23 protein-coding genes and 1 tRNA gene are annotated in these 25,866 nt (G+C 64.8%); 8 read left to right on the top strand and 16 right to left on the bottom strand.

From position 1 onward, the window contains the following. Positions 1-23 precede the first annotated feature (23 nt). The 6 genes from mnhG to EG850_RS02570 are packed head-to-tail and all read right to left on the bottom strand — an operon-like array spanning position 24 to position 6,389. A complete protein-coding gene (mnhG, locus tag EG850_RS02595) occupies positions 24-443 on the bottom strand; it encodes a monovalent cation/H(+) antiporter subunit G (RefSeq protein ID WP_124969540.1) in 420 nt (139 codons plus the stop codon). Then, entirely contained in the window at positions 433-723 is a 291-nt protein-coding gene (locus EG850_RS02590) for a monovalent cation/H+ antiporter complex subunit F (RefSeq protein ID WP_235829182.1), read from the bottom strand. Before EG850_RS02590 ends, mnhG begins: the two co-directional genes overlap by 11 nt. Next, positions 720-1,379, bottom strand: coding sequence for a Na+/H+ antiporter subunit E (locus tag EG850_RS02585; RefSeq protein ID WP_124969538.1), 660 nt, complete (start codon positions 1,377-1,379; stop codon positions 720-722). The genes EG850_RS02590 and EG850_RS02585 overlap by 4 nt, the downstream gene beginning before the upstream one ends. Continuing rightward, a complete protein-coding gene (locus EG850_RS02580; protein ID WP_124969536.1) occupies positions 1,376-2,959 on the bottom strand; it encodes a Na+/H+ antiporter subunit D in 1,584 nt (527 codons plus the stop codon). The genes EG850_RS02585 and EG850_RS02580 overlap by 4 nt, the downstream gene beginning before the upstream one ends. Then, complete coding sequence (locus EG850_RS02575; RefSeq protein ID WP_124969534.1) at positions 2,956-3,432, bottom strand: Na(+)/H(+) antiporter subunit C; 477 nt, start codon at positions 3,430-3,432, stop codon at positions 2,956-2,958. Before EG850_RS02575 ends, EG850_RS02580 begins: the two co-directional genes overlap by 4 nt. Then, complete coding sequence (locus EG850_RS02570; protein WP_124969532.1) at positions 3,429-6,389, bottom strand: Na+/H+ antiporter subunit A; 2,961 nt, start codon at positions 6,387-6,389, stop codon at positions 3,429-3,431. The genes EG850_RS02575 and EG850_RS02570 overlap by 4 nt, the downstream gene beginning before the upstream one ends. A gap of 122 nt (positions 6,390-6,511) precedes the next feature. Between EG850_RS02570 and EG850_RS02565 the strand changes: the two genes are divergently transcribed. Together EG850_RS02565 and EG850_RS02560 are read left to right on the top strand one after the other, a co-directional pair. Then, the gene (locus EG850_RS02565) at positions 6,512-7,477 is read left to right on the top strand and encodes a magnesium transporter CorA family protein (RefSeq protein ID WP_124969530.1); all 966 of its coding nucleotides are present in this window, start codon (positions 6,512-6,514) and stop codon (positions 7,475-7,477) included. 51 nt (positions 7,478-7,528) lie between these two features. After that, positions 7,529-8,323: a sugar phosphate isomerase/epimerase family protein gene (locus EG850_RS02560; RefSeq protein ID WP_124969615.1), complete on the top strand. Its 795-nt coding sequence runs from the start codon at positions 7,529-7,531 to the stop codon at positions 8,321-8,323. Between the two features lie 104 nt (positions 8,324-8,427). Here the strand turns inward: EG850_RS02560 and EG850_RS02555 are convergent, their stop codons facing one another. Genes EG850_RS02555 through EG850_RS02545 form a run of 3 tightly spaced genes read right to left on the bottom strand, consistent with a single transcriptional unit; the run spans position 8,428 to position 14,237 of the window. Next, entirely contained in the window at positions 8,428-10,701 is a 2,274-nt protein-coding gene (locus EG850_RS02555) for a YhgE/Pip domain-containing protein (RefSeq protein ID WP_124969528.1), read from the bottom strand. Then, positions 10,698-13,595: an MMPL family transporter gene (locus EG850_RS02550; RefSeq protein ID WP_124969526.1), complete on the bottom strand. Its 2,898-nt coding sequence runs from the start codon at positions 13,593-13,595 to the stop codon at positions 10,698-10,700. Before EG850_RS02550 ends, EG850_RS02555 begins: the two co-directional genes overlap by 4 nt. A gap of 9 nt (positions 13,596-13,604) precedes the next feature. Beyond that, positions 13,605-14,237 carry a TetR/AcrR family transcriptional regulator gene (locus EG850_RS02545; RefSeq protein ID WP_124969524.1) on the bottom strand — a complete coding sequence of 211 codons (633 nt, stop codon included), beginning with the start codon at positions 14,235-14,237 and terminating at the stop codon, positions 13,605-13,607. Between the two features lie 186 nt (positions 14,238-14,423). On the opposite strand from EG850_RS02545, the gene EG850_RS02540 reads away from it, so the two are divergent. Together EG850_RS02540 and EG850_RS02535 are read left to right on the top strand one after the other, a co-directional pair. Next, complete coding sequence (locus tag EG850_RS02540; RefSeq protein WP_124969522.1) at positions 14,424-14,615, top strand: hypothetical protein; 192 nt, start codon at positions 14,424-14,426, stop codon at positions 14,613-14,615. Between the two features lie 83 nt (positions 14,616-14,698). After that, entirely contained in the window at positions 14,699-15,466 is a 768-nt protein-coding gene (locus EG850_RS02535) for a hypothetical protein (RefSeq protein ID WP_124969520.1), read from the top strand. 132 nt (positions 15,467-15,598) lie between these two features. On the opposite strand, the gene EG850_RS02530 is transcribed toward EG850_RS02535, so the two are convergent. The 4 genes from EG850_RS02530 to EG850_RS02510 all read right to left on the bottom strand — a co-directional run bounded on the left by EG850_RS02530 (position 15,599) and on the right by EG850_RS02510 (position 18,809). Then, the gene (locus EG850_RS02530) at positions 15,599-16,297 is read right to left on the bottom strand and encodes a vitamin K epoxide reductase family protein (RefSeq protein WP_124969518.1); all 699 of its coding nucleotides are present in this window, start codon (positions 16,295-16,297) and stop codon (positions 15,599-15,601) included. Continuing rightward, entirely contained in the window at positions 16,297-17,163 is an 867-nt protein-coding gene (locus tag EG850_RS02525; RefSeq protein ID WP_124969516.1) for a DsbA family protein, read from the bottom strand. Before EG850_RS02525 ends, EG850_RS02530 begins: the two co-directional genes overlap by 1 nt. Positions 17,164-17,258: 95 nt before the next feature. Then, a complete protein-coding gene (locus EG850_RS13215; protein ID WP_185714919.1) occupies positions 17,259-18,569 on the bottom strand; it encodes an FAD-binding protein in 1,311 nt (436 codons plus the stop codon). A 164-nt stretch (positions 18,570-18,733) separates the two neighbouring features. Beyond that, positions 18,734-18,809, bottom strand: a tRNA-Lys gene (locus EG850_RS02510). Between the two features lie 91 nt (positions 18,810-18,900). Between EG850_RS02510 and bcp the strand changes: the two genes are divergently transcribed. The 3 genes from bcp to EG850_RS02495 are packed head-to-tail and all read left to right on the top strand — an operon-like array spanning position 18,901 to position 21,860. After that, a complete protein-coding gene (gene bcp / locus EG850_RS02505) occupies positions 18,901-19,371 on the top strand; it encodes a thioredoxin-dependent thiol peroxidase (protein ID WP_124969512.1) in 471 nt (156 codons plus the stop codon). Between the two features lie 51 nt (positions 19,372-19,422). Further along, on the top strand, positions 19,423-20,775 hold the full coding sequence (locus tag EG850_RS02500) for an ATP-binding protein (RefSeq protein ID WP_124969510.1): 1,353 nt from the start codon (positions 19,423-19,425) through the stop codon (positions 20,773-20,775). Positions 20,776-20,777: 2 nt separating this feature from the next. After that, entirely contained in the window at positions 20,778-21,860 is a 1,083-nt protein-coding gene (locus EG850_RS02495) for a tetratricopeptide repeat protein (protein WP_124969508.1), read from the top strand. Here the strand turns inward: EG850_RS02495 and EG850_RS02490 are convergent. Then, a complete protein-coding gene (locus tag EG850_RS02490) occupies positions 21,857-22,288 on the bottom strand; it encodes a hypothetical protein (RefSeq protein WP_124969506.1) in 432 nt (143 codons plus the stop codon). The two genes, EG850_RS02495 and EG850_RS02490, sit on opposite strands and share 4 nt — an antisense overlap. Positions 22,289-22,462: 174 nt before the next feature. Between EG850_RS02490 and EG850_RS02485 the strand changes: the two genes are divergently transcribed. Beyond that, positions 22,463-22,711 (top strand): WhiB family transcriptional regulator, encoded by a 249-nt coding sequence (locus tag EG850_RS02485; RefSeq protein ID WP_124969504.1) that lies wholly within the window; start codon positions 22,463-22,465, stop codon positions 22,709-22,711. 161 nt (positions 22,712-22,872) lie between these two features. On the opposite strand, the gene EG850_RS02480 is transcribed toward EG850_RS02485, so the two are convergent. Then, entirely contained in the window at positions 22,873-24,387 is a 1,515-nt protein-coding gene (locus EG850_RS02480; RefSeq protein ID WP_124969502.1) for a sensor histidine kinase, read from the bottom strand. A gap of 10 nt (positions 24,388-24,397) precedes the next feature. Beyond that, positions 24,398-25,864 carry an AAA family ATPase gene (locus tag EG850_RS02475; protein ID WP_185714918.1) on the bottom strand — a complete coding sequence of 489 codons (1,467 nt, stop codon included), beginning with the start codon at positions 25,862-25,864 and terminating at the stop codon, positions 24,398-24,400. Between the last annotated feature and the right edge of the window lie 2 nt (positions 25,865-25,866).

The following is a 25,866-nucleotide window of genomic DNA, read 5'->3' as shown; positions in this document are numbered from 1 at the left end:
AGCGCGCGGCCACCGCATTCCGCCTATTCGGACGTCGCAGCGGCGTCGCGCGCGGCCTGCGCCGCCTCACGACGGGCCTCCGCCTCTTCGGCGCGCTGAGCGCGGGCGACGTCGTCTTCAAGCTCATCAATAAAGAGGTCTGCATCCTCGAATCGACGCGAACGATAGCCGCCGCGCGCGAGGGTGTGCGCAGCCGTCGGCGTCGTCAAGAACTGGAACACGAGCACCGGTACGAGCATGAGCGCCGGCGCCCAGCCGTTCTGCTGAATCGCGAGGCCAATCAGGATGAACAGCAACCCCGCCGATTGCGGCTTCGATTGTGCGTGCAGGCGCTGAAGCATGTCGGTGAAGCGCAACAGGCCCACTCCTGCCGCCAGCGACATGAAAGCGCCAGCAAGCAACAGCACGATGGTCGCGAGATCACGCCAGAACTCACCGCTCATCCGACTGCCTCCTCACGCGCGAGACGAAGCGTGCCACCGCGAGCGTGCCAATGGATGCGGTCATCGCGAGCGCGATGAGTAGCGGCAGCGTGTTGAGGTGGCCGTTGAGCGCCATCTCTGAGGCGAGCACACAGATGAGCACCGTGAGCAGGGTGTCGGAACCGGCCATGCGGTCGACGATTGACGGCCCGCGCACAATGCGGATGAGCGCGAGGACGGCCGCGGCGGCGAACATTGCGCCGAGTGCCCACGCCACGATGGTGATGACTTCGGGACTCACGAGTTCTCCTCCCAGGCGTGTTCGCGCTGCACGCGCTCGGCTTCGAGCGCTTCTTCGTGGCGACGCTGGCGGGCGGAAATCGGCAGGGGCTTGAGACCCTGGTCGACGCGCGAGCGGTTGACGCGGGCGAGGTCGTCGCGGCTTCCGAGCGCCAGGGTGAGTGCTTCTTCGATGACAAACGAAAAGTCGCGCGCTTCCTCGACCTCTTCCGGGGTGTCGGCGTCGAGCACGTGCAGATAGAGCACGCCAAGCGAGCGGTCGACATCGACCACCACCGAGCCGGGCACAAGGATGTTCACCTCGGCTGCAAGCGTGAGGAGCCAGTCAGAGCGGGTGCGCATACGCACCGCGATAATCGACGACACCGGCGGCTTCTGTGGTCGCAGTGCGAGCCAGGCGACATTCACGGATGCGCGCAACACCCACCAGAGGAAGCGCGCGAGGAACACGAGTGCCCAGCCGAGGTGGAACCGGTTCGAGAGTTCCACCGGCGGCAGGTAGAACACCCGCACCACGAACACCGAGAAGGCGATGCCGGTGACGACGGAAATCACGTCGACGTGACCCCAGAGCACGAGCCAGAGCAATACCAGCGCGACGAGCAGCGGGAGTTGGGTGAGCCAGAGCTTCCGGTCAGACTTCGATCTCACGTTCATGGCTTCGTCACCTCCACATCCTGCACCGAGTCGATGTACTGCGCCGGAGCCTTGAGATTGACACCCGCATCCGAGGCGATATTAAAGATGGGCCCGGCAAAGATCGTGAGCGCGACCGTCACCGCAACCATGGTCGCGGTTGCGCCGGTCATGAGCGCCGAGTTCGACTTCTGCTCGGTGACGACCGCGGCGGCCGGGTCTTCTTCAAGACGCTCGGTCAGCGGCGACTCGAAGCCATCGAGCTCGTCGTGCTGGCGCCAGAAGCCGAGGTTCCAGACGCGGATGAGGGCGTAGAGCGTGAGGAGGCTCGTCGCCGCGCCGACACCGATCGCCACCCACACGAGCGGCTGCGGCACCTGCAGGGTGGTGCCCTCGGCACCGGCAACGAAGAGCGCGAGCTTGCCGATGAAACCCGAGAACGGCGGGATGCCACCGAGGTTGAGCATCGGGATGAAGAAGAGGATGGCGACGACCGGCGCGCGCTTGAGCATGCCACCGAGATGCGTCACCGTCGAAGTGCCAGCCACGCGCTCAATGAGACCCGTCACGAGGAACAGCGTCGTCTGCACGAGAATGTGGTGGACGATGTAGTACACCGTCGCAGCCCAGCCGAGCTCGGTGCCAAGCGCGATGCCGAACACCATGTAGCCGATGTGACTTACGAGGGTGAACGACAGCATCCTGCGAATACCGGCCTGCGCAACGGCACCCAAAATACCGACGACCATCGTCGCCATGGCGATCACCACGAGCAAGATCGACACATCGTGGGCGGCGAAGATGAGCGACTCGGTGCGCAGGATGGCGTAGACGCCGACCTTCGTAAGCAAGCCAGCGAACACGGCCGTGACCGGCGCAGGCGCCGACGGGTATGAGTCAGGCAACCAGAACGAGAGCGGGAAGAGCGCTGCCTTGATGCCGAAGGCGACGAGGAGCATGAGGTGCAAGAGCAACTGCACATCGGGGCTCACATCGGCCATGCGCATCGAGATCTCGGCCATATTCACCGTGCCGACGGCCGCGAAGATGAGCGCGACGGTCACGAGGAAGAGGATCGATGAAATGAGCGAAACGATGATGTACGTGACGCCGGCGCGGATGCGCGTTGCCGTTCCGCCAAGGGTGATGAGCACGAAGCTCGCCACGAGCAAAATCTCGAACCCGACGTAAAGGTTGAACAGGTCGCCCGCGATGAACGCGTTGTACACGCCCGCGGCGAGCACGAGATAGGTCGGGTAGAAGATCGACACCGGCGTCTCATCGTCACCATCGGCCGCACCCTGGCCAATCGAGAACGCCATAACCGCGATGAGCACGATGCTCGTGACGAGCACCATGAGCGCTGAAAGCCGGTCAACGACGAGGGCGATGCCGAAGGGGGCCGCCCAGCCGCCAACCACCACGACGAGCGTTTGGTCGCCGACGTGCACGGCGATGAGCAACGCAATCGACACGATGAGCGCAATGACCATCGTGAGCGAGGCGATGATGATCTGCAGTCGCTGCTTGCGCGCGGCGGTCAACGTGATCGCCGCACCGAGGAGCGGCGTGAGCACGATCAGCGGTACGAGCCAGTTCATGTGCGCACCACCATCTCGTCGTCGAGGTCGTCATCGCCGAGCGAGGCCTCGAATTCGGGCCCAAACTCGGTGTCGCCGGAGTCATCCGGCTCGAAGACTTCGTCGTCGGCCTCGGGGTCGACGGTACGCAGCGCGATGTCTTCGTGGTCGTCAGCAACCGTGTCAACGCGGGCGAGGCGCCAGGAGCGATAGAGCAGGGCAAGCATGAACGAGGTCGTCGCGAAGGTGATCACGATGGCGGTGAGGATGAACGCCTGCGGCAGCGGGTCGGTGTAGTCCTCGGGCGCGGCACCTTCGGTGCGCAGCGGCGCGAGCCCGGGCATCCCGGCAGTAATAAAGATGAGCAAGTTCGTGGCATTGCCGACGAGCATGAAGCCAAAGATCATGCGCGTAAAACTGCGCTCGAGCAATTGGTAGATGCCAGCGGCGTAGAGCACCACCATGCCGATGATGAGGGCGAGGTCGACGGTCACTTGCGGCCTCGCTTTCGTTGCTGGTCAATTACTTGGATGCGGCGGGTCACCGGCCGCTCGGTCGGTGAGCCACCCTTCACCTCGGCCTCGTCGAGCACCATGGCGCCGACGTTCGTCTCGAGCAGGTCTTCTTCTTCCGCCTGGTCGTCGAGTTCCGAACCGAGCGAGCGGAGGATGTCGATCACTAGACCAATCACGACGAGGTAGACGCCGATGTCGAAGACGGTCGAGGTGACGAACACGAAGTGACCGACGCCCGGGATCATCTCGTCGATCCACGATGAGGTGAACGGGGCCTGCCCGAAGAACATGGGCACGAGCACGGTGAGGCCGACGAGCACGATGCCGACGCCGAGGAGCCGACCGGCATCGATGCGCACGGCTTCGTCGAGCTCGCGGCGGCCACCGGCAATGTAGCGGGCCGCGAGCGCGAGGCCCGCGACGACGCCACCGGCGAAGCCGCCGCCGGGATCGTTGTGGCCCGAGAACAGCAGGAAGAGCGAGGTGATAAACAGCGCGTGGAAGAGAAGTCGTACGACAACCTCGACCACGATCGAACGGTGGTCGGCGTCGACCTGGTGACCGGCGAGCAACCACACACGGCGGCCGTCTTCACGCACCGGGGCCTTGGCGACCCGCTCGTGTTCACGGGTCGACCCGCGGGTGCGCAGGTAGACGAGGCTCGCGACACCGGTCGCCGCGGCGACAAGCACGAGCAATTCGCCCATGGTGTCCCAGCCGCGAATGTCAACGAGGGTGACGTTGACGAAGTTTTCGCCGTGGCCGCCCTTATAGGCGAGTTCGGGGAAGGCGAGGCCGTCGGAGGGGGCGACGCGCGCGCCCATCGAGATGTAGACGGCAAGACCGATGCCGATGCCGATGCCCCAACCGATGAGCCAGCGCAGCCAGCTCGGCAGGTTGGTCTCGAGATCGGCGTGGTGTGCGGGGAGGCGTCGAAGCACAAGCACGAAGACGACGAGCGAGATCGTCTCGATGAGTGCCTGGGTCGTCGCGAGGTCGGGGGCGCCCGAGAGCGCGAAGATCGCGGCCATACCGTAGCCGGTGACACCGACGAGTACGACACCTTGGAAGCGCTTCGACGATTTCGACGAGCCAATGGCGGCGAGCGCCATGAGCCCGACGATGGCAACGCCCGTCCAGGTGATGCGCGGCTCGACATCGAGCGCCTGGTAGTCGGTGCCGATGGCGCCGATCGCAAGCACGACGATCGTAACGATGAGGATGGTCGAGAGGTAGAACGGCAGCGAACCGCGCTGCGTCATGGCCGTGACGCGGGCCGCAATGATGTCGACCGCGCGCATCGTGGCCCAGTAGCCCTTTGCTGCCTCGAACCAGGCGGGAACCGCATCCTGCATCACGGCCACCGGACGACGCACGACGAATAGGAGAGTACCGAGCACGAGCGCGCCAACCGAGACCCAGAAGGCCGGCTCGAAACCGTGCCAGAGCGCGAGATATCCCGGATGCACCGGGTCAAGGCTCGGCACCGTGTCGGCGAAGTGCGAAATGAGCGCGTCAACCGGCTTCGCGAAGAACGACATGAGGACGCTCGCGAACACGAGGAGCACCGGTGCGGTCATCTCGAGCGGTGAGGGCTTGCCAATGGTCGGTTCTTCGACCTCGACATCGCGCTTCGTCGCGAAGGCGCCGTGCAGGAAGCGCCAGGTGTAGGCGACCGTGAGCACCGACCCGAGAGCGGTACCGAACAAGGCAACCCAACCCCAGGCATCCCCAGTCGCCATCGCCTGGAAGAACGAACCGAGCGCGCTTTCTTTCGCAACCCAACCCCACAGCGGCGGAAGCCCCGCCATCGAGGCGGCGGCGAGGATGGCCGTGATCGCGAGCAGCGGCGCACGCTTGCCGAGACCGGTGAGCTTGCGGATATCGCGGGTACCGGCGCAGTGGTCGATGGTGCCGACGACAAGGAAGAGCGCGGCCTTGAACATCGCGTGCGAGATGACCATGGCAAGAGCGGCGAGGGCCGCATCGCGAGTGCCGAACCCGGCAATGACGATCATGAACCCGAGCTGCGAAACGGTACCGAACGCGAGTATGAGCTTGAGATCGTGCTGACGCAGCGAGCGCCAACCGCCGACGAGCATCGTCACCACACCGACCACGATGAGCGTCTCACGGAAGCCGGGAAGATCGGCGAACCCCGGGATGAGGCGCAAGACCAGGTAGATACCCGCCTTCACCATCGAAGCGGCGTGCAGATAGGCCGACACCGGCGTCGGTGCGGCCATGGCGCCGGGAAGCCAGAAGTGGAACGGCACGAGCGCCGACTTCGTTGCGGCGCCAACGAGCACGAGGAGTGCCGCGGTGATCGTGTAGCCACTCGGTTCGAGCCCGGCGGTGACAATCTCACTGAGGAGCGGCGAGTTTGCCTCGATGTGGAGCATCACGAGGCCCACAAGCATTGTCAGACCGCCGAAGGTGGTGACGAGAAGCGCCTGCATCGCCGCGCCTCGGGCCGGGCGACGACCGGTGTAATGGCCGATGAGCAGATAGCTCAGCACGCTCGTCGCTTCCCAGAAGACGAACATCAGGTAGATGTTGTCAGCGGTGACGAGGCCGAGCATGACGCCGGCGAAGGCAAGAAGCACCGCGCCGAAGCGGCCAATCGATGGTTCATCCGGCGAGAAATAGCGAGCGCAATAGAGCAAGACGAGCGCGCCGATGACCGTGACGATCATCGCGAGCACCCAGCTCAGGGCATCAATGCGGAAGTCGAGTGCGAGACCGAGTTGCGGCACCCAGGAGAACGACTCGAGATAGATCTCGCCGCTGAAGATCGTGGGCGCGATCGCGATGAGCCAACCGGCGGCAGCAGCCGAAACGGCGGCGGCGATGAAGAAGAAACCATTGCCGGGCAGGCGACGCAGGGCGGGCATTGCACAACTCACGATTCCGAAGATCGCGAGCAGCACTACCATCAACGTCCCCTCACTTTTGACTCAGCAATCTGCCCCGTAATACTACCCAGACGATTCGGCCGGTTTGACACCAGGAGTACTGTATTCGTCGTTCGCGAACCGCTCGGGCGTACGCTGAACCCATGCAGTATGCGCATCTTTATGCGGGCGGACGCGAGATCGCCGTAGGAGATACCCACGATCTCATCCAGCGACTTCGCGATGACGACGGGGCGTTCGGTTGGATCGACCTCACGACTGAGGATGCGAGCGAGCTCGGCCGCCTCGCCGAGCTACTCAATCTGCACGAACTCGCGGTCGAGGATGCGCTGAGCGATCACGAACGCCCCAAGCTCGCGCGCTATTCGACGCACCTGCTGTTGACGATTTCATCCTCGTCAATTGATGAGACGGGGTGCGTGCATCTGCAGCGATTCACCGGGTTCATCCTGCCGAATCTGTTCATTTCGGTGCGTGAAGCGGGTTTCCCGATTGACGATCTGCGGCAACGCCTCGAACTCAACGACGACCTCATCGAGCACGGCGTCGCGTTTTTGCTTTGGGGCGTGCTCGACGTCGTCGTCGATGACCACGTCGCAACGCTTGAGCAACTCGACGATCACACCGAAGAGCTCTCGAGTGCCCTCTTCGTCGAAAAGCATGATGCGATGGCGGTGCAACAGCAGGCGTTTAGGTTGCGCCGCTCAGTCGTAAGGATGCAGCACGTCACTCTGCCGCTGCGTGAGGTCGTGAACACACTCTTGCGTCGAGATCTGCGGGTAAATGTGCGGGGTCTCGAGCCCTATTTCTCGGATGTGTACGACCACACCCTGCACTCCTCGGAGTGGGCCGAGACAATTCGCGACCAGATCGGCACCGTGCTCGAAACGAACGTTGCCATTCAGGGCAATCGGATGAACGAGATCATGAAGAAGGTGACCTCCTGGGCCGCGATCATCGCCGTGCCGACCGCGATCACCGGCTATTTCGGGCAGAACCTGCAGTTCCCGGGTTTTGGCACCGAGCCCGCGTGGTGGGTCTCGAACGGCATCATCGTCGTGCTGGGGGCGGGCTTGTTCTTTCTTTTCCGCAAGTACGACTGGCTCTAGACGGCTCGCAACCGTACGGGACATTCATCCTGAGGGCCTAGGGTGACCCTGATGATCCAGGTCGGCATGAGCACTTCGTGCACATTTCCCAAATCGCTCGACGCCTCGTTCAAGATTGCGAAGCGCGCCGGTTTTGATGGCATTGAAGTAATGGTTTCGACCGAGCAGGCAACCCGCTCGGCCGCTGCGATGCGCGCCCTCGTGCGGAAGCACGACCTGCCGGTGCTCGCCATCCACGCGCCCGTGCTCTTTTTCACGCAGTTCGTGTGGGGCACGAATCCTGGCGTGAAGCTCGAGCGCTCGGTCGAGCTGGCGCGTGACGTGGGAGCGTCGGCTGTGGTCGTGCATCCGCCATTTCGTTGGCAATCGGGCTATGCCGAAGGATTCTTGGAGCTCGTGCGCACCCTCGAGCAGCGCAGCGGCGTGACCGTCGCCGTCGAGAACATGTTCCCGTGGAACGTGACCAACTCGGGCGCGCAGATGTACAAGCCGGGCATCAATCCGGTCGAGATGGACTGCGACTCGATCACGCTCGACTTCTCACACGCGGCACTGTCGGGCGACAACTGCCTTGAAATGGCGCGCGCGGCCGGGCACCGGTTGCGGCATATTCACCTGTGCGATGGCCAGGCGCCGGGCAAGAACGACAAGATCTGGGATCAGCATCTCGCCCCCGGCGAGGGCGGCCAGCCGGTTGCCGAAACCCTGCAGTACTTGCGCGATATTCAGTGGTCGGGGCACGTGGTGGCCGAGGTGAACACGCGCTCGGCGAAGAACGAGGCCGAGCGGTTGCGGGTGTTACAGCGCACAGTTGAGTTTGCGCGCCGGAATCTGGGGATGCTGTAGGCACTCGACGCTTTGAGTGGAGGGCGGCCCGCGATTTTCCTCCTGGAGGGTCATCCCGCTCCCGGAGCGGGATGACCCTCTAGATTGCAAATCGCGGGACGCACTCACCCCGCTGCGGCGAGCAGCTTCGCCACAGAGGCCCGCCGCTTGCGCATGAGCGCGACCGCGGCGATGGCGAACAGGGCGATCGCCCCCAGCGCGAGCAGCGCGCCCGGACCGAAGATCGAGCCGATCGTGCCGCCCGCGTAGAGGGATTGCATCCCCGCCGCCGCCTGTGAAAGCGGGAGCAACCCTGCCAACGACTCTGCCCACGGGGCCTTGATCTCGAGCGGAATAAAGCCGCGCTCGAGCACCAGCTGAATCGCGAGCGCCGTGACCGAGGCGATGGCGGCGTTCCGCCGATCCCACAGGATCGCGAAGAGCAAATGTGCCGCGACCACAACGAGCGTGACCAGCGCTGCGAAGAGCAGCGAACCCCCGAGCCCAATCCACGGGGCGCCCACGAACACGTGCGGCACGATTGCGAGCACCACCGCGACGATGCCGACCGGGGCAAGCAGACGCCGCGCGGCAGTGAGCAGAATCATCGCGTTCGACGCGCTCGAATTGAGCAGGTCAGCCGTCACGAGGCGTCGTCGCAACGCGGTGATAAGCGCCGCCAGCCACACGCCAAGCGGCATCGCAATCGAGGCGAGCACTCCTCCAAAGCCCGGGTCTTGCGTTGGCACTGTCGATACGGTGACCGGTTGCGAAACCACGGCAGCGAATGCATCCGGGTCTTGAATCGCGACCTTGGCCTGATCGGCACCTTCCTGTAGCGACTTCGCCATTGTCGTCGCACCGTCACCGAGCTGGGTGATGCCGTCGGCAAGCGGCGCGCCGCCATCAACGATCTGCTGCTGCCCATCCGCGAGCGCATCGAGACCGTGGGCGAGATCATAGGCACCACCCGAGATTCCAGCGGCACCATCAGCCAATTGCGATCCACCGTCACGCAGCTGCGAGTTCGCGCCGGTGAGTTGGTTGGCGCCATCGGCGAGCTTCGAACCACCGTCTCGGATCGCAACGCCGCCGTCGATCAGCGCACCCGCACCATCCGCCAATTGCGAACTGCCATCGGCAGCCTGCTTCACACCATCGGTGAACTGGCCGAGTCCATCGGCGAGCTGCGAGAGCTGGCCACCCGCGCCCGAGAGCTGACGCAATCCTTCGATCGCGTTATCGAAGCCGGTGGTAATCGTGCCGAGGTCAAGGCCGGAGGTGTCAATTGCGTCGATCAGGGTGTCGATCTCGCCACGGCACGACTCAGCCTGCGCCGGGTCGACCGCCTCGAGTGCCGTGCAGATTTCGTAGAGCGAGGCCGGGTCAACGCTCGCGAGTCCTTCCAGCAGCGGGCGCAATTGTTCGGCCGCGTCAATCGCGTCATTGATCTGACCGGATGCGCCCTCAAGCTGGCCAGCCATGTCACCCAATTGCGTGGCCGCGTCGCCGAGGGGGCCCGCGCCATCGGCGAGCTGCTGCATCCCATCATTGAGATCGCGCACGCCGCCGGCGAATTGATCGACGCCGAGCGAGTACGTGTTCACACCATCGACATAGTCGCGCACCCCACCGGCGAGCGTGCCGGCACCATCGAGATATTGATCGACGCCGTCGACGTAACTCGACACGCCATTGCCAAAGAGTGAGGCACCGTCGGCAAGCTGCGAGGCACCGTCGGCGGCCTGCGAGGTGCCTTCGGCGAGTTGCGCCTGGCCATCGCGATACTGACCGAAGCCGTCGCCGAGTTGCGAGGCGCCATCGGCGAGTTGCGAGGCCCCGTCGGCGGCCGCCTGCAGACCCTCGGCCGATTGATTCACGCCGTCAGCGAGCCCCACAGCAATCTGGTTCGTGATCGTCTGCCCAAATTCGGCGACGAGTCCGTCAAACAATTGCTGTGAGACGGCGCCGGTGAGGTAGTCGCGCGATTGGCTCGTGGTCACTTCGATCTTCGCGGCGCGGGGAGACCCGCCGCCTGCCGACACGATCGAGGCCGAGAAGTCGCTCGGAATCGTCACGGCGACATAGGCCTCACCGCTATCGAGCAGTTGCTGGGCGTGTTCGGGCTTTGCGAGGGTCCAGTTGAACTCGCCCGCGTTCTCGGGGTTCGTGAGCCAACTGACGAGCAGGCGTCCGGCGACCACGGGGGTCGTCGTGCCGTCATTATTGGCCTGCTCGACCATTTGGTCGTTATTCACGATCACCGCCGGCAACTTGGCCGACGCCTGGGCGGCGCCACCGAGCGAGGCGAGGTAGACGCCGACGAGCAACAGCGGCAAGAGAATCGCGATGAGCAGGTTTCGAGTGCGGGCCGCGGCGAAGCTGGTTGCGGTGCTCATGCGCGCGACTCCTTTCCTGTGAGAGTGAGGCTGGCGACGTTGCGGTCGCCGACCCCGCGCGCGAATGCGTCGAGGTCGAATTGTGAGGATGCGCCGAGCACGACCGTCGTGCCCGGGTCGGCAAGTCGTTCGGCGGCGCGGACGACGGCGCTACCGAGTCGGGGGGCTTCGGCCGAATGCGCGAGCACGCCGAGGTCGAGGATGAGCAGTTCCGGTCGTTCAGCGACGGTGATGCCGATCAGGGCCACCGCTCGCGAGACCGGGTCGAGGGCGTCGAGGTAGGTGTCGGCGCGCAGGTTCGGGGAGGGATGCCCAGCCTCCGTGAGTGCCTCGTTGAGGAGCTCGATGGCCTCGGCCGTTGCGCTCGCCGGCACCTCGGTGCGCATCGTCAGCCCACCATAGGCGGCGTGCCGACCAAGCAATTGCCCGAGGGTGAGTTCGCGCGAACGGTCGTCAAGGTTGCCGAGATCGACGCTTGCGACGCGGGTGACGAGCCCCGGCGCATCCCCGGGCAATGAGCGCCCGAGCACCTGCGCGCGCCCGCCAACAGGATCGAGCCGACCCGCGAGCGTCGCACTGAGCAGGCGCCGCGTCGGTGCCGTGCCGCGCGCCACGAGCACGCCGCCCGCGGGCACGTCGACGTCGGCGGCGGTGATCGGATGCGCTTCATCGCCGATGCGCAGCGACTCGAACGCGATGGCGGCCGGATGCTCGCGCGCCCAGGCAGCCTGCGCCTGATATTCGCGCAGACCTTCCCCCTCGATGTCGAGGTCGGGCAGCATCCGGTCGAGCCAGCGTGGCAGCGCCCAGGCCTTTTCACCGAAGAGCGCCATGAGTGCCGGCACGAGGGTCATGCGCACGAGGAAGGCGTCGAAGAAGATGCCGGCGGCGAGGCCGAAGGCGATCACCTTGATGACGCCGGCGCCCTCGGGCACGAAGGCGATGAAGACGAAGAACATGATGAGCGCGGCCGCGGTAACGACGCGGGCAGCATTCGTGAATCCCTCTTCGATGGCCTCCCGCGCGCGGTGGCCGTGCACATGCGCCTCACGCATGCCCGAAACGAGGAACACCTCGTAGTCCATGGCGAGGCCGAAGACAATTGCGAGCAGTAGCACGGGCAGGAACGCGATGATTGGCCCCGGCACGATGCCGAAGATCTCGCCGAAGATGCCGTCTTGGAAGACGAGTACGACGACGCCGAACGCGGCGAACGCTGAGAGCAAGAAGCTGAGCGCGGCCTTGAGCGGCACGAGCAACGAGCGGAACACCATCGTGAGCAGCACGAAGCTCAACCCGACGACGACTGCCGCGAAGGGCAGGAGTGCACCGTTGAGTCGGTTCGTGATGTCGATTTGTACGGCAGTCGCGCCGGTCACCGAGCTCACGGCGTGGTAGTCGTCTTGGATGCCCGCGGCGAGGTCGCGAAGGCCGACGACAGTGTTGAAGGTGGCTGGGTCATCGGGCCCGGTGGTAGGAATCACCTGGATGATCGCCGAGTCGACCGTCGGGTTCGGCAGCGCCTGGCCGGTGTGCGCGACCCCGGGCACGGCGGCCACGCGGTCGCGGATCGCGGCGAGGTCATCCATGAGGGTGTCGTTACTCATCTGAGTGATGTCAAGCATCACGAGCATCGGGCCGTTCGCGCCCTCGCCGAAGTGGTTCGTGACAATGTCGTAGGCGTCGCGGGCGGTGTAGCCGACGGCCTCGCCCTTGCCGCTCGGCAGCGAAGTTTGCATGTGCAGGGCGGGGATCGCGAGCGCGCCGAGTCCGGCGATGACGAGCAGGATGAACACAATCGGTGCCTTGAGCACCAGTCGCACCCAGCGGCGACCCATTGACGGCTTCGCGTTGGCGCCGGTGTCACGGCGCCAGGCTCGCGAACCTTCCTTTGGTCGCATTCGTTCGCCCGCGAAGCCGAGGAGGGCCGGGAGCAGCGTGATCGATGCGGCGAGCGCGGCGAAGACACCGGCGGCCGCAGCGATACCCATGACCGAGAGGAAGGGGATGCCGACAATGACAAGGCCGAGGAGCGCCACCATCACGGTCGCCCCGGCAAACACGACCGCCGAGCCCGAAGTGCCGACCGCGGTCGCCGTCGACTCTGCGGGTTCTGCGCCGCGAGCCAGTTGTTGCCGATGTCGAGACAAGATGAACAGGGCGTAGTCGATACCGACCGCCAAGCCGATCATGACCGCGAGGAGCGGCGTCGCGCTCGACACCGTCACGAACTTCGCGACGACGAGAATTGCCCCCATAGTGGTGCCGACGGCGACGATGGCAGAGATGAGCGGCATCCCGGCCGCGAGCACCGAGCCGAACGCGACGATGAGCACGATCGCCGCGAACGCGACACCGATGAGTTCGGTGACGGTGAGGCCGTATTCGAGGTTCTGATAGAGCTGGCCACCAAACGCGACGCGCAGGCCGTCGGTGCCGAGGTTCGTGCCAATCTCGCGGATTGCTTCGACATCGGCCGTGAGTTCTGAGGTCACATTTGTGGTGAACTGCACCTGCACGATGACCGCTTCGCCGTCGTCGGCGAGGGTGTTCGTGGCGTATTCGCTCCACGGGTCAAGGGCCTGGATGACGTGCGGTTGGCCGGCGATTTCTTTGACGGCGGTCTGGATGCGTTCTTTGTGCGGTTCGATCTTGCCGTCGGTGGTTTCGATCACGACCTGCGCGCTCGCACCAGCGACCTCGGGGAACACCTGCTCGAGACGGTCGAGTGCCCGCTGCGACTCGGTGCCCGGGATCGCAAACGATTCCTTCATGGTGCCGCCGAGCCCGAGGCCCGCGGCGAGAAGACCTGCAAACACGACGATCCAGGCGACGAGCACCTGCCAGCGGTGGCGGTACGAGAACAGTCCGATGCGATAGAGCAATAGCGCCATGGTTGCCTCCTAGTTCTCGTCGTCGTTCGAGCAGATGCTTGAGAGGGTGATGCGGCTGAGTTCGGTGCCGGTCATTTCGGTGCCGGTCATTTGTCGCAGGAGGGCAGCGAGTTGCTCCCTGTCGGCAAACTCCATCTCGGGCCGGTATCGGGGCACGATGCGGTCGAGTTCGGGACGCTCGTGGGCGGCGATCGCGTAGGCCATACCGGTCAGGGCGATGATCGTGCGCAGCGGTGCGGTCGGGTCGCCGGGCGCGAGTCGCGCGGCAACGAGTTCGAAAAGGTCGAGTACCGACGCGGTGATCGTCTTGTCGGGCAGCGTCGAGAGGTGAAACAGCACGAGTTCGGCGGCGGTGCGGTTCTCGAGGAGCACGTCGATCACGGCGAGCGCCGGGTCGATCGTGCTGTTGGGATCGCGCAATTCTTCGGACACTTCAGCAACCTGCGCAAGCACGGGTTCGAGCACGGCGTGGAGCAGGGCCCCCTTCGTCCCGAAGTGATAGAGCAGGTTTTGCTTCGTCGCATCGGCCAGTTCGGCGATGCGAGCGAGAGATGCGGCTTCGTAGCCGCGGCTCGCGAACTCAGTCAGGGCGTATTTCAGGATGCGCTCGCGGGGTTCTGCGGGCGGCGTCGTCGTGGTCATTCCAGAGGCTCCTCAGTGCGGGGTAACCGCACGGTGTCGCGGCCTGCGCCGCAATCTCGACAACTCTGACCGTTCGGTCAGGACACCTCAAGCGTACACTGACCGAGTGGTCAGCGCGACCAAATTGTTGAAGAATAGTTCTCGCCTCTCGGGTGCACGTGATTGCGCGGCACTATGCTGACCTCCATGCGGAAGTTCCTCCTCAACGGCGCGTTCATCTCCGCCGTGCTCGGTTTCATCCCCACGATCAAGCGCTCGCAAGAATCGCGCTCGAGGTGGGCCACCATCGCGAACTGGATTCTCTGGGGCGCGACCGTTGCGCTCGCCATTGCTGCCGTGCGCGATCAAGCCGAGGAAGAACGCGAGCTCGAAGCGTAGTTTTCGCATCGCTTTCCGCGTGGCATCGCGGATGCGCACCGACCCCGCCGTACGCTTCCGAGAAGCCACGGAAGGGGTTCACGATGTTCGGTTGGTTCCGCAACCTCACCAAGAAGTCGACGATCGTCGACAATTCCCTCCTGCTTGACGAACCCGATTACGGCGAGTTGCCACAGGCCCTCGAAGCTGAAGTCGTTGAAGTTTCGGCGTCATCGCCAGCCTTGGCCCCAGCCCAGCCCGCCGCCCCCGCCCGGCCAGCCGCTCCCGAGCCCGCGGCGGCACAGCCGAAGGTTGAGGCACCGACCGCGCCGGTTGAGGCAGCCGACGAAGCACGCCCCGAGCCTGTGCCCAGTGCATCCGCGCCGCTTGCCGAGGTTGCCGAACCTGCGTCGGCCATTGAAGAACCAATCGCTGCAGAGCCGGCCGCACTCGACCCGACTACAGCGGATGCAGAAGCCGAGGCCATTTTTGATGGCATCGTGCCTGCGCCCTCGGTGCGTCCGGCCATGCCGCTGAGTGCCCACCCCAACTTCGCCGGGCTCGACCTGGCGGTTTGGGAGCCGACCGCGCCGCGCCTGCTGCAGCCTGAGGCGGCGCTGACGCCCGAGGCACAGCAGGAACTGCTCAAGCTATTTGATGACCTGTTTGGCCCGAGCGGCCGCTACCGCCTTGAGTGGCGTACCGATCGCCGCCGCGGCGATGACGCAATGTTCGCCGAGATCATGACTGCTGACCTTGTGCGCCGTGTGCAGAACACGATTGCTGATGTCGCCGAACTCGAGCGCATTGAACCGCTCAAGATGATCACGGCAGCGCCGCAGGAAGACGAAGAGCTTCCGCGCGCGAGCTAGCTGCTCGGCAGCGGGGCGTCGATATGGCCTGCGGCCTACTCGACCAACCAGAACATCGTGGCTGATCGAGAAGCCAGGACATTGTGGCTGGTCGAGTAGCGGCGTAGCCGCGTATCGCGACCCCCGCCCGCGCTAGTACGCGAACGCGAGCATGAAGGCTTCCCACATGCCCATGGCGATCAAGCCAATGACGGCGAGATACCAAAGCACGACGACAACCCATCCCCACGAGGCGAGCTTGCGGCCGAGACCTACAGCCCCCGCGCCGAGGCGGCCGTGGCCGAGGTTCGCGATCGTGGTGAGCGCAACGAGCGGAATCGTCGCGGTCCAGATGATCATGCACCACAGGCAGAGTTTGCCGAGTTCAAAGGCGCTGAACCACTGCAGGTAGGTGATGAGCGCCGCAGCGCCCACGAGCCCCAGTTGGAAGCAGATCCAGTACCAGCGCGGGAGCTTCACGCCAGTGAGAATCACGACACCGGTGGTGATGGTGATCGTGAAACACACGAGGCCGAGAATGATGTTCGGGAAGCCGAGGATGCTGCCGGCATCCGACATCATCGCCGGTCCACAGGTGATGAACGGGTTGATGTCGCAGATGAGTTGCTCGGTCGGTGACTGCAGCTTGTGCAGGTACTCGATCGTGAGCATGAAGCTCGCGAGCAGGCCGATCGCACCACAGATGATGAGAATCCAGCCGACCGGCGAGTGGCGAAGCAACAGCGGCGTGTGCTCGCCTACTTCTTCGCCAAACTCGTCGGCATCATCGAACTCATCGAGTTCGTCGTAATCCAGCTCCGCTGCCTCGGCGGGCGCATCCTCGCGCGTCACTAGTTCGCAGCCGGAGTTTCGGCGGGAGTCTCAGCGGCCGGGGTTTCGGCGGCCGGGGTCTCAGCGGGGGTTTCGGCCGGTGCGCCCGAGAGTTCAGCGACGAGCGTGCGCAGGCTTGCACCGTCGGTCGGCAGGCTGTCGTTGCGCTCACCGTTGAAGTAGAGCGAGGGCGTGCCGGGGACGCCGGCCGAGCGTGCCTTCTGCGTCGAGTCGCTGATGTACCAGGCGTAGTCACCGTTGGTGATCGACGAGATCGCGTCGGAGTTGGTCACGCCAAGGCTCGACAGGAGCGTCGTGTAGTTGTTGAAGTTCCAGTTCACCTGGTCCTGAGCGGGGGTGGCGTAGATGCCATCCATGATCGTGAAGAAGAGCTCGGGCTGGTGCTGGATGGCTGCGATGAGCGAGGCGCCAGCGCGGGTGCCGAAGTCATTCACGTAGCGGATGAAGTGGAAGTTGACGGCGGCTTCGCCGTCGCCGACAAGGGTCTCGTACTCGTGACCCATGGCGTCGTGGTAGTCCTTGCAGTAGCTGCACGAGAAGTCGAGGTAGTAGTCAATCTTCACGGCCGCATTCGGGTCACCAATGAGGACGCCCTCTTCGCTCACCGCGATCGGCACCTCCGCGGTGCCACCGGTCGAGGTTGCGACTGCGACGGTGCCCTGCGAGGCCGGGACATTTCGGTTACCGAACCAGGTCGGTGCCATGACGGCCACCACGACCACAGCGGCGATCACGAGAACCGCTGCGGCGATCACGCCGATCTGCGTGAGCATGCGAGCGCGGCGCTTCTTCGCCTCTTCCTGCTTGCGCAGTGCGTTCGCTTCTTCCCGCAGCTTGCGGATCTGGTCTCGGTCTTTGGTCGCCATGCGCTCAATCTTCCGTCGGTGAGTAGGCCGTCGATGATTCTATGCGATGCGGTGAAATTGTTACCGAATCTTTGTGCCAGCTCTCCGCAGAGACGCTATCCGAGCAACCTGTGGAGCGTTTCGTTCTGCATCCGCTCATAGGGGTCGAGGTCGTGACGGATGCTCGAAAAGTCGCTGAAGCGTGGCATGACATAGGCGGCTTCCGCCCCGGTCAGCGTATGGAAACCGCCCCAAGAAGGCAGGCCGCCAAGCCAGATGAACAGGTCTTCGAGATCAACGAGCGCAGCCGCATCCGCGGTCGGCACGCGCACCATCACGGCAATGACATCGCGGCCATACGCAGGCGAGAGCCACACTTCATCGGCGGCAACGAGCGTGAGGCGCACATCGGCGGCCGCCATGGCACGGTTGCCGTGCACGAATTCGCGCAGCGCCGTCACGACATTGCCGGCCTTCGCAATCGGGAACTGGTACTCGACGAAGGGCAACGGTTCGCCGCCATCGTGCACATCGCGAGCGGCGCGCACACCTTCGTCGCCGAGCGGCTCGAGGCGGTTGGCGACAGCGTCGATCGCCGGTGCGAGGAAGGGAAGTGCGCGGGCGACGCGGGCACGGATGCGGTCGCGTCGCCGTCCCCGTTCGCGGCGCGACGAGGATGCGGCGGGGAGTGCCGCGGGAGCAGTCGCCTCGAGCCAGCCGACGGTGAGCATTGCGGTGTCAGTGTGGGGTCGCCAGTCGACGCGGTAGAAGTCGAGCTTCGCGCGGGCCTCGCCGAGGTCGCGCACGAGACGTTCGATGTCGCGGCGCTTGCGGTTCGTGCGCAGTTCGACGTAGTCGCGGATACGCACGGTCACCTCGGCGATGACGCCGAGAGCCCCGAGGCTGAGTCGGGCGGCGGGCCAGAGCTGGGTGTTGTGGCGGTCGTCGATCTTGAGCAGCCGGCCGTCGGGGGTGACGAGCGAGATGCCTGCGACGTTTGCCGAGAAGCTGGCTTCGCGCGGAGCGTAGCCGTGGGCGCCTGTTGACATGGCGCCCGCGAGGGTCGCGCTACCAATGGCAGGAGCGCCAATGATCGAGAGCCGTTCGGCTTCGAGAATGGTCGCCGCTTCATCGACGCTCGTACCGCCGAGGAAGGTGGCGGTGCCGGCCCGCCGGTCGATGCTGACGAGACCACGCAACTTCGCGAGGTCGATGAGCACGTCGTTGCCAGCGGCAAGGCCGGTCATCGAGAGTCCCGCACCGACCGGGCGAATGTTGGCACCGCTCAGGGATGCGTTGCGCACCGCTGCGACAAGCTCGGCAACGGTGGTCGGATGCTCAATGCGATTGGGCGTTGCTCGCACCGTCGCCGCTTGGTTCTGCCAGACGCCGCCGCTACGCGTCGCAAGCTCGCTCGAAGTCACCACTGATTCCGCCTTCCTGCCGTTCTGACTATTCTGTCGGATTCCAGCAGAGGAATTGGTGCATCCGGAAAAGCGGTTGCGGAAAACGAAAAGTGCGCCCCCCGGGACTTGAACCCCGTGAAGCACTGCTTCGCGGCCCCCTGGCCCGACTGCGGTAGGAAAATAACTGGTGCGCCCCCCGGGACTTGAACCCGGAACCCACTGATTAAGAGTCAGTTGCTCTGCCGATTGAGCTAGAGGCGCATGCCGTCGTGACGACGACTGAGCAAGATTAGCACCAAAGCGCGATGTCCTGCAAACTCGAGTGGAACGCATCCGAATCTAGGAGTACGAAATGACTACAGAACGTCTCGTTGCCGGCGACCTCGCCCCCAAGTTCACGCTGCAGAACCAGGATGGCGACAAGGTTTCGCTTACCGACTTCCGCGGCCGCAAGGTGGTGCTGTTCACGTACCCGCAGGCGTTTACTCCCGGATGCACGAAGGAAGCCTGCGACTTCCGCGACAGCGAGGCGCGACTAACTGCGGCTGGCTACACGGTGCTCGCGGTATCGGCCGACCCGGTCGAGAAGCTCGCGCGCTTCAAGGAGGAGTACGACCTCCCCTACGAGTTGCTCAGTGACCCCGACCACAAGGTGCAGCAGCAGTACGCCGCCTTCGGCGAGAAGCAGAACTACGGCCGCACCTATGTGGGCGCAATTCGGTCGACGTTCCTCATTGATGAAAAGGGTCGCATCATCGAGCCGCTTTACAACGTGCGCGCCACCGGGCACGTTGACCGCATCTTGAAGAAGCTCGCGGCCTAAGCCGAGTCCGCCCACGGTCGTAATGTCGGAGGCGGTTGTTAGTCTCGCGGCATGACTGATGAGCGGGGCGCGACGAACGAGTTCGTGGCGATTATTCGTAGCGCAGTGGCGGCCGATCCGACCAACCTGGGCTTACGTATCGACCTCGTTGAACTCTTGCTCGAGCACGATGTCGACTCGGCAGACCCTGAGATTGCGGCGCTCGATCAGTACGGCGCAAATCCGCAGACCGTAGCGGTATTGCGCGCACGTGCCGCCGCGGCTCGCCTGCGCCGACGCGCGAATACGGGCGGGCTCGGCGATGCCACTCCACCATCGGCCGCATCGGCCTCGCCAGAGGCGGCACCCGCAGCAACCGATTTCCCGTCGATGCCGTCGCTTCCTCCACTTCCGCCAGTCAAGTCTCCCGAAACGCGCCTCAGCGATGACTCACTTGTCTGGCCGCCTGCCGGTGAACCGCCGCCGGCGCAGACGCACGACCCCCGCATCCGCATGGGTGTCGGTGACGAAGAAGAACGCCAATTCTTCGACGTCGACCGGCCAGCAGTGCGGCTCGATGATGTCGCCGGAATGTTCGAGGTGAAGCGACACCTCGAGACCACCTTCTTGGCGCCGATGCGCAACCCCGAACTCGCGCGCATGTATGGTCAGGCACCGCGCGGGAGCCTCCTCATGTACGGCCCGCCAGGATGCGGCAAGACCTTCATTGCGCGCGCCATCGCGGGTGAGCTCGGCGCAAACTTCATTCACGTCACCGTGGCCGACATCATGGGCCAATTCTGGGGTCAGACCGAAAAGGCGATCCACGATGTCTTCGAGGCAGCACGGGCAGCGCGCCCCTGCGTCATCTTCTTCGACGAGTTCGATGCCGTGGGCGGCCGCCGCACCTCGGGTGGCTCAAACTCGCAACAATTGCGCATGCTCACGAGCCAATTGCTCGTCGAACTCGACGGCGTCGAAGCCTCAAACGACGGCATCTACCTGCTCGCGGCCACGAACCGCCCCTGGGATATCGACCCGGCACTGCGGCGCCCGGGCCGCCTCGACCGCACCGTGCTCATCCTGCCGCCCGACGAGGTCGCGCGGGCCGCAATCGTGCACAGCAGACTCAAAGACAAGCCCGCCGCCAACGTCGACCTCAACGAAATCGTGCGCCGCACCGATGAGTTCTCGGGCGCCGACCTCAGCTACCTCGTCGACACGGCGGTGCAGCACGCGTTCATGGAGTCGATGCGCGACGGCGTGCCGCGCATGATCGAAACCGCCGACCTCGTGCGCGCCACGGGTTCGGTAACACCCTCAAGCCGCGGCTGGTTTGCCGAAATCAAGCCGGTGCTCGAATACGGCATCGACGACGGCACCTTCGCGCAATTACGCAGCTACCTCAAGCAGCACCGCATCTGATCATGACGGCGAACGCACTGCAGCAGGCGCAGGGCTACCTTTCGGCAGGGATGCCCGACCGCGCCCGCGAGCTTCTCCGCGCCGAACTCGCGACCGACCCAACGAACCCAGCAACGCACCTCCTGCTCGGCGCCGCTGAATCTGAACTCGACAATCTCACCGAAGCCGAGCAGCATGCCCGTCTGGCATTGACGTCAAACGAACTCGCCGCATCCGGCTGGCTGCTTCTCGCGAACGTGCTGCAGCGCATCCCGGAGCGAAAGGAAGAGTTTCTCGCGGCTGCCACCACCGCAGTGCGCAGCGACCCAAATGATTGGCGCGGTCGACAGATGTTCGCAATCGCGCTCTATACTGCGAATCTGCCGGCGGCCGCACTCGCCGAGGCGCAACATTCGGTCAACCTCGCGGTGACCAATGAGTACGATCGCGCTCAAGCACTGATGACACTCGCGAAACTCGAACTCAGCGCCGGCTACCGGCGCGAGGCGCGCGAGACCGTCGGCCAGGCGATGGCGCTGGCACCCACCGACATCGAGTTGCAATCGTCACTCGTACGGATGCAGCTCGCGCTCGGCCAGCGGGCCAAGGCCATTGCTACGGCGCTCGGTGTGCTGCGGGTGACGCCAACCGATGTCGCGCCGGTCAACCTCTCAAAGATCGCGCTCTTCCTCATTGAGTTGCGACTCGTGTTCTCGGCGCTCATCATTTCGTTTCTCGTGCCGCTACTCACCTTCGGGGTGCTCGGCATGCGCACGCAGCGTGGCGAGTGGATCGACGATGCGCTTACCGACACCGTGATCCGCGGCGGCGGGGCGGTGGGTCTTGTCGCACTCTTGCTCGTGGCGAGCATCCAATTGCGGCATCTCGCGGATGCGAGCGTGCGGCGGGCCGTGCTGCGATTCGCGAGCCGCAGCGTGCGCACCTGGATCATCGGCATCATGCTCATCGCGATGGCGCTGTGCTACCTGCTCACGATCGTGTTTGGCACGGCAGTCATCCTGCTCCCGCTCCCCTTCGGGATCATGCTCGTGACGTGGTTCTTCCACACGTTCGCGGTGCACGCACTTCGCACCGACGGTATTTAGCGGTCGTCGCGGGGTCGCTCCTCGCGATGGCGCAAGCGAGCGGTCACTGCCGGGTGGAACACGAGGAGGAGTCCCGCGAGCGAAAGCCCCGCGAGAATCCAACCGATGCCGTCGGCCATATCACCCTGCAATACGACGACGGCGGCCGCAGCCTGTAGCACCTGCCACACAATCGAGGCACCGCGCGTCCACGGCTGCGCCCGGTAGATACCGAGGGCAATCGCCGCGAGCGCGGCCGTCGCGATGAGCGCGAGCACAATGAGCGCAATGGACGAGGCGACCGAGAGCGAGGGCTGCGTGAAGATCTCGTAGACGAGCAACGCGGCCACCCCAAACATCGCAACTGCTTCGATGAGAATGATGCCAATGAGCAGGCGAACCGGCGTCGTAAGGGCCGGGATAGGCTCGTCTGCCTTTGTCTCAGTCAAAAGAAATTCCTTGATCAGCCTGCAAGTGCGTGGCAAGATATTACTTCAGATCAGGGCAACGTCCGCTGTGTGGGCGCGGTTCCGCATCCCGGTAGTGATGTTGCCTCGGGAACGCTCCTTGACCGGAGCATATTGGCGCGCATCCGTGCGCGCAGAGAAAAGGAGCACCTTTAGATGGACTGGCGTGATTCTGCTGCCTGCCTCGACGCCGATCCGGAGCTCTTCTTCCCGGTCGGAAACACTGGCCCGGCCCTCGAGCAGATTGATGCCGCGAAGTCGGTATGCGCTCGTTGCCGCGTGACTGAGCAGTGCCTGCAGTATGCGCTCGACACGAGCCAGGACTCGGGTGTCTGGGGTGGCCTTTCGGAAGATGAGCGTCGCGCGCTCAAGCGCCGCGCCGCACGCGCCCGCCGTGCTTCCTAGCCCCTCGGCCCCACGCTTCGCCCTCGCATCACTTGATGCGAGGGCGAAGCGCTTTTCCGCGCGGAGCTGCGTCGCTAATCCGCGTGCTTCCGCCAAATCCGCGCGCTGCAACGCGCGGATTTGGCGGGGACGCGCGGATTAGTGGGAGGTTGGTGGTGCCGCTACGACGTCGTCGTGACACCCCAGCGCTTGGGCACGCGGATATCGACGCTCGTGCCATCGGAGGTGGAGTTCCAATCGATCGTGCCACCGAGTTCACCCTCAACGAGGGTGCGCACAATCTGCGTGCCGAGGCCGTTACCGAGCGAGCCTGCGACCATGCCGCGGCCGTTATCGATGACCGAGATATCAAGGAACTCATCGTCGCGATCAACCCGCACAATCACTCGGCCACCCGTGGCGCCAGCGTCGAAGCCGTGCTCGACTGCGTTCGTGACGAGCTCGGTGAGCGCGAGCGCGAGCGGGGTCGCATACTCGCTCGGCACAGCGCCGAAGGTGCCCTGCAGTTCGGGGCGGATGCGTTGTCCACCCTCGCCGCTCGCGACCTCGGTCGCGAGCTTCATGACACGCAAGAAGACCTCGTCAAACTCAACCGATTGCGAGAAGCCGCCGCTCAGAGTGTCGTGCACGACCGCAATCGACGACACCCGTCGCATCGCCTGCAGGAGCGCCTCGCGGGCCTCGTCACTGCGGGCACGGCGCGCCTGGATGCGCAGAAGCGCGGCAACGGTCTGCAGATTGTTCTTCACCCGGTGGTGAATCTCGCGGATCGTCGCATCCTTAGTAATGAGCTCTTGCTGCTGGTGACGAACATCCGTGGTGTCGCGGCAGAGCACGATCGCACCGAGCCGCTCACTCCCCCGGCGCAACGGAATGGCGCGAAGCGTGACCGTGACGCCGCGAGCATCCACATCCGTCATCCAGGGCGCACGGCCGGTAACGACGAGCGGTAGCGCCTCATCGACGGTGACGTGCCGTTTGTCGTCGACGAGCATGGCGGCAACATCGACGAGTGCTTCACCCTCGAGTTCGCCACCGAAGCCGAGCTTGTTCATCGCCGAGAGCGCGTTCGCACTCGCAAAGGTGACGATGCCCTCTTGGTTCAGGCGGATAAGACCGTCGTGCGCGCGCGGGGCGCCGCGTCGCGAGAATTCCGGCGCATCCGGGTCGGGAAACTCGCCCGCTTCGATCATGTCGAAGAGGTCTTCGGAACACTCGCGGAAGGTCACTTCCTGGCGCGTGAGCTGCCGCGCGCCGGCAAGGTTCGTGTGCCGAGTCAGGATGGCGATGGGATTCGCCGAGCGCTCGCGTCCGCCATTGACGCGTCGGGTCGAATAGATCGGCGTGACCGTGAGCTGCGCGGGGATCTCGTCGAACCAGTCCGGTTCGGTCGAACGCACGGTGCGTCCCTGCTCGCAGGCGCGCAGCACCTGCGCCTCCCACTGTTCCCGAACCGGCTGACCGATCAGGTCACGGTAGAAGAGTGTCGGCGCGCCGGAAGGACGCACCTGCCCGACGGCTACGAAACCTTCCTCAGGATCGCGCACCCAGAGCACGAGATCGGCGGTTGCGAGGTCGGCAAGGAGTTGCCAATCGGCCGTGAGCAGGCCCAGCCACTCGCGGTCGTCCTCGTCAAGGCCGCCGTGACGTTGCAGAAGGTTGAAAACGCTCGACACGGTTGTCAGCCTAGGGGACGGTAACCAGCCCCATTGCCAGCTGTCGCAGGTGTCGGGTGAGTGTCGAGCGCGGTGCCGCCTCAACGACCGGTACGCCAAGGCTAAGCGCGCGGTCGCAAGCCTTTGGGTCATCGGGCAGCAGCACCGCATCCTCAATGCCGCCGAAGCGTCGCAGTGCCTGCCGCACCTGGCCCGCCGCATCTACGCCCGTGGCGGCGCTCCGCACCCGGTTCGCGACCGTCGCGACCGGAGTTTCAGTGCCGATGCGATCGATGAGTTGCATGCGGGCGCGCAGGAATCGCGGAATTCCCACCGGAGTTGCCTCGGCCACCGCGACGACCGCATCGCAGTTTTCGAGCACCGCGAGCGTCGCTGCATTGCGCCGAGGGGCAACCACATCGCTGAGGAGTTCCTCATCGGTTTCGAGATTGAACCCGACATCGACGATGACGACATCGGCGAAGGCGCGACAGGTTGCGAGCGTGCCACGCACCCGATCGCGACCAAGTTCTGGCCAGCGGGCGGGATTCGAAATGCCCGAGAGCACGCGAAAGGGCACCTGCTTGCCCGCGGTTGAGGCAACGCGATCGAGCTCCGCGACATTGAGGCTTTCGGCACCGGCGAGACGGCAGGCGGCAGCGAATCCCGGCGCCTCGTCAGCAATACCGAGGAGCGGCGCGATCGCTCCACCGTAGGTATCGGCGTCGATGAGCAACACTCGGTGGCCCGCGGCGGCATACGCACCGGCGAGGCCGGCGGCGATGGTGGTTCGTCCCGGCGCACCATACGGCCCCCACACGGCGATGACGGTCGATTGCCAAGGATGCGCCGCTGGCGATTGCGATGCGGGCGCCGCTCGGCGCGGTGTGCGAGGAGCCGCTGGCGGGATGCCCGCCCCGAGCTGTTGACTCTCGGCAATCAGTCCGGCCTGTTCACTCCTTGCAGCCTGCTCCTGCTCGCGCCGGTCGCTGCGGCGGCGACGCTCACGGTCTCGCCGATCACGTCGCGAACTCAGTTGTTCGGGAGCGGCTGGCGCGACGGGAATGCTCGGAGCATCCGGTCGCCAACCCACCGACTCATCAAGCACGGCTTCCGGGACAGGCGTTATTGCTGGCTTCGCAGTTGCGGCCGGTGCAGAGTAGGGCGCCGGCGCGATGAGCGCCTCGACCGCATCCCAATCGTCGTGCGCCTCAATGCGATCAACGACACCGAGCGAGGCAGCGTTGCGGCGTTCCAGGTCACCAGCAATGAGCGCAATCGTGCGCGTGCCAGCTCCGTCGCAGGCGGCGAGGCTACGCGCGGTGAGTGTTTCTGGACCTGCCTGGAGGAGGGCGAGGTCAGGGCGCAGTCGCCCCGCAGCCTCGACCACCGCATCCGCGCCAGTGACGCGATCGACGATATCGTGGCCGCGACGAATGATGCCCTCGAGCAGGCGCGCCTCGATTTCGAAGTCGACCGCGAGCAGAATGCGGGCCACGG

The sequence above is a fragment of the Gulosibacter macacae genome, assembly GCF_003865375.1.
Taxonomy (GTDB): Bacteria; Actinomycetota; Actinomycetes; order Actinomycetales; family Microbacteriaceae; genus Gulosibacter; species Gulosibacter macacae.
The sequence above is the reverse complement of the archived record's forward strand: the minus strand, read 5'-3'. Positions and strand labels throughout refer to the sequence as shown.